Origin of the sequence: Halorubrum sp. CBA1125 (assembly GCF_009742825.1) — an archaeon.
Classification (GTDB): Archaea; Halobacteriota; Halobacteria; order Halobacteriales; family Haloferacaceae; genus Halorubrum.
The window spans coordinates 1-3,425 of sequence record NZ_WPCE01000252.1 but is presented as its reverse complement, the minus strand read 5'-3'; the positions used below and the strand labels follow the sequence as shown (position 1 = coordinate 3,425).

The window sequence follows — 3,425 nt, the reverse complement described above, 5'->3', positions numbered from 1 at the left end:
CCAGCACGGGATTGAAACATACTCGCCGAACGCGACGCGCAGGTTCCGCTTCGGGTCGAGACGGAGAGAAAACCCAGCACGGGATTGAAACCAATTGGATATCTCGCTCACCGATCGGACGGACCACGTCGAGACGGGGAGAAAACCCACCACGGGATTGAAACCGAGCCGGGATGTCCATGTCCGTGTTCGCGCGGTCGTCGAGACGAGGAGAAAACCCACCACGGGATTGAAACATGGCGGGCACCGAGACGACGCTGTTGCTCTTGCTGTCGAGACGAGGAGAAAACCCAGTACGGGATTAAAATATGCTTCTAAGCCTACCGCAGTATAGTGGTACATAGCTATAGAAATGGCCAGAAAACCCAGTGTGAGAATTAAAAGTGAATCGTGCGAGGACGTTTCAGATAGGCTAACTCATTCGTTCTATGGAATAGAAGGGTAGGTGATGTGAGATGTTCACTTTGTTGACACCGTGGTTAGGAATTTAAATATCGAGGTGAGCCAATGCATTGGTTAAGTATTTAACCATCTGTGTTTACCAATGTATTATGGCGTTGTTGGAGAGACCGGATCGAGAACGCGGATTCAATAAGGAGCGAATTATCCGAGTTCTGTTGAATCATTCAGGAGAAGAGTTGACAAAGTATCGGGTGGCGAAGCTTGCAGAGACATCTGAGCCCTGGACCCGGCAGTACACCGAAAAACTCGAAGAAAGAGGTTTGGTCAAGGGGACGGAGATTGTGGACCTGAAAGGACTGTACCAGGCGTGGTTAAAGCAGCGTATTGAACCGAGTCAAGTTGAGGTGTCTCTCCAGCAGCCGATGGAGTTACTTACAGATACCAATTTACAGTATGGTTTGACGACGTATCAAGCCGAAAATTTGCATCAAGGATTTCTCTTCACCTCAACAACGGACTACTACATTGCTCCGGATGAGACTAATGAGTGGCTTGAAATCGTTGAGGAAAAAGGCTTGTTAGGTGGAGGGAATACCCGTATCCGGGTTCTCGACGACCACGTATTCTACAATCAACAGACGGTTGACAATTTCTCAACTGTTTCCATACCCCAGTTGATTCTGGACCTACTTGCAGAAGGAGGACCGTGCGAGGAAGCCGCAGACAAGCTCATTGACTCGTACCACGGTGAGCAACAGTGGTAAGACAGTACTATGTTCCACAGGTAACGGAACTGTCCGAGCAGGAGCTTCAGACCGTTTTTGAGGCTGCGGAACCACCGGTCTGCTTGCTCGGCGGTTGGGCGGTCCACCTCCATGTTAACCCCGGGTTCCAGTCTGAGCATGGCCGTGAGTACATCGGATCACGAGACATCGATCTTGGAGTCCATGTTGACTCCGGTTGGGGAGCTGAAGAACTGTCGGAGACACCGGTTGGAGAATCTATCTCAGCTATTGAAGACTTCGGATATACGAAGAGCCGGTTCGGGTTCGTTCAGAACTTTCTCCGTGATAGTCAGGAACGGATCGGCGAAGATCAGGCTAATGAGTATTCGATGCATGAAGTGTTTCAGGTCTACGTTGATGTGATTCCGGACACCGTAGAGTTGGAAGTTTTCCGTGACGTGTTCGGGTTTATGCCGCCGGCTGAACCGCTTCTCGAACCGGTATTCGAAGACGACAGGGGCGAACCATTGTCGGAGTATGTTTCGTGGTTGCCCTCCAATGAGAAAGAGATTGTTCCCCCGGAGTTACTGGCTGCGATGAAGATCCGCTCACTTCCAGATCGAGATAAGAGTCATAAACGAGTGAAAGATGTCGCTGATCTTCACGCCTTACTCTGGTACATTAAAGACTACAATGAGATGAAAACAGATGTATTAGAGTTCGTATCTGATTCTGATTTGGGTCGACTTGAGGATGCGATAGACGAAACCGTATTTGAGGACGCCGCTCAGCTTCTCATGATTGATCAACAGCTCATCGCTGATTCAATTAAGCGGCTATTGCGTTAGAGCGGCTCTGTTGAAATCCTCAGAGAGTTACATGTTCGCCGTGTAATTTGACAAAATGAAGGCCCTCCCGAAGTCGCAGCTACTCCGGTTTACTGAGAAGGCGATCCATCTGGCACGCCGAGCCGTCTCTCGGTACTCCTCGAAGTTTTCCAAACACCGCTATACACTCCCGCAGCACGTTGTTCTGCTCTGTCTCAAAGTTCGGAAGAACACGACCTACCGTGGCCTGCTTGACGAACTGATCGAGATGCCACGCATCCGTCGCGCTCTCGGGTTAGCTGAACTTCCTACGCCATCAACGCTCTGTAAGGCGTTCAATCGACTTGATATGGTCGTATGGCGTGTCTTATTGACTCTCTCAGCGACGCTACTTCCGACGAGTGGAGTTGTTGGAGTTGATGCGTCAGGGTTTGACCGCAGTCACGCTTCGAAACACTACACGAAACGAGCCGAACTCACGATCCAGCAGCTCAAGGTGACGTTGCTGGTCGATGCGAAAGTAAACGCGATTCTCGATTTGCACGTGACGACAACTCGGAAACACGATAGCCAGATTGCTCCGTCCTTGATCAAACGAAACCCCGGGAATATCGACATCCTTCTCGGTGACAAAGGCTACGATGACGAGAAAATCAGGCAGCTTGCCCCGGCAACACGAGGTTCGCCCACTGATCAAGCACCGTGAGTTCACGTCACTCCACCAAGCATGGAACGCACGCTTAGACACTGATCTCTACGGCCAGCGGAGTCAATCCGAGACTGTCAACTCAACGCTCAAGCGGAAGTATGGTGCGTTCGTTCGATCACGACGGTGGTGGAAACAGTTCCGTGAACTCACTATCGCATGTCTCATTCATAATGTAGACCGATCACTCTGAGCGGTCGATACAAAGTAGCAATCAACAGCAGTCTTACTGAGAAATATGCGTCATGAGAAGAGCTTCGACTGAATCACTGTTTCAACAGCTTGAATGACCCAAGTCACTCGTTCAATCTTCGGCTGCTTTGACGGCTGGGGAGTCTTTCTCAACCGAGAGAGACTGGTCTTCGTCAAGCGTTACCTCGAATCCGAGTTCCGCCATATGTTCGGATGTGTCGTCCGATGGCTGTCCGCGGCGAAGGCTTACGGTCTCTTTGAATTGATATTCACCGGACGAAGGACAGGATTCGTTTTGATACCCGTACACATCGTATTGCTGGCTACTGGTATCTCCCCCATCAAGTTCCGTATCCATTCCGAGTTCTTCCACCTGCAGATCTTGAGTTACATTCCAGCATCCATTTTCGGGACTGGTCGGAATTGGATCCCCCTCACCCAGCCAATCAATTGGACTCTCGTCTTCGGGGACATCAGGAACGAGAACGAGTTGATTTTCGTCCGATTGGCTATCGCCCAAATACGAAGTGAACGGGGGTGTGATACCCAAAGAAAGGGTTATCGGCGTCTCTA

The 3,425-nt window shown here is 50.4% G+C and carries 3 protein-coding genes and 1 pseudogene; 3 read left to right on the top strand and 1 reads right to left on the bottom strand.

Features of this window, described 5'->3' with window-relative positions; translation table 11 throughout:
* Positions 1-551: 551 nt before the first annotated feature.
* The 3 genes and pseudogenes from GJ633_RS15170 to GJ633_RS15160 all read left to right on the top strand — a co-directional run bounded on the left by GJ633_RS15170 (position 552) and on the right by GJ633_RS15160 (position 2,853).
* Entirely contained in the window at positions 552-1,166 is a 615-nt protein-coding gene (locus tag GJ633_RS15170) for a hypothetical protein (protein ID WP_156589469.1), read from the top strand.
* Positions 1,160-1,975, top strand: a complete 816-nt coding sequence (locus GJ633_RS15165) for a nucleotidyl transferase AbiEii/AbiGii toxin family protein (protein ID WP_197431371.1) — start codon at positions 1,160-1,162, stop codon at positions 1,973-1,975. The genes GJ633_RS15170 and GJ633_RS15165 overlap by 7 nt, the downstream gene beginning before the upstream one ends.
* Before the next feature lie 55 nt (positions 1,976-2,030).
* A pseudogene (locus GJ633_RS15160) lies at positions 2,031-2,853 on the top strand (IS5 family transposase).
* 111 nt (positions 2,854-2,964) lie between these two features.
* Here GJ633_RS15160 and GJ633_RS17330 read toward each other — a convergent pair.
* Positions 2,965-3,425 (bottom strand): hypothetical protein (locus tag GJ633_RS17330; RefSeq protein WP_231741384.1); only part of this gene is annotated, 461 nt, incomplete at its 5' end.

Excerpts from the sequence above, each read along its gene's own strand:
- GJ633_RS15170 (WP_156589469.1), top strand. The coding sequence starts at position 552 with ATGGCGTTGTTGGAGAGACCGGATCGAGAACGCGGATTCAATAAGGAG.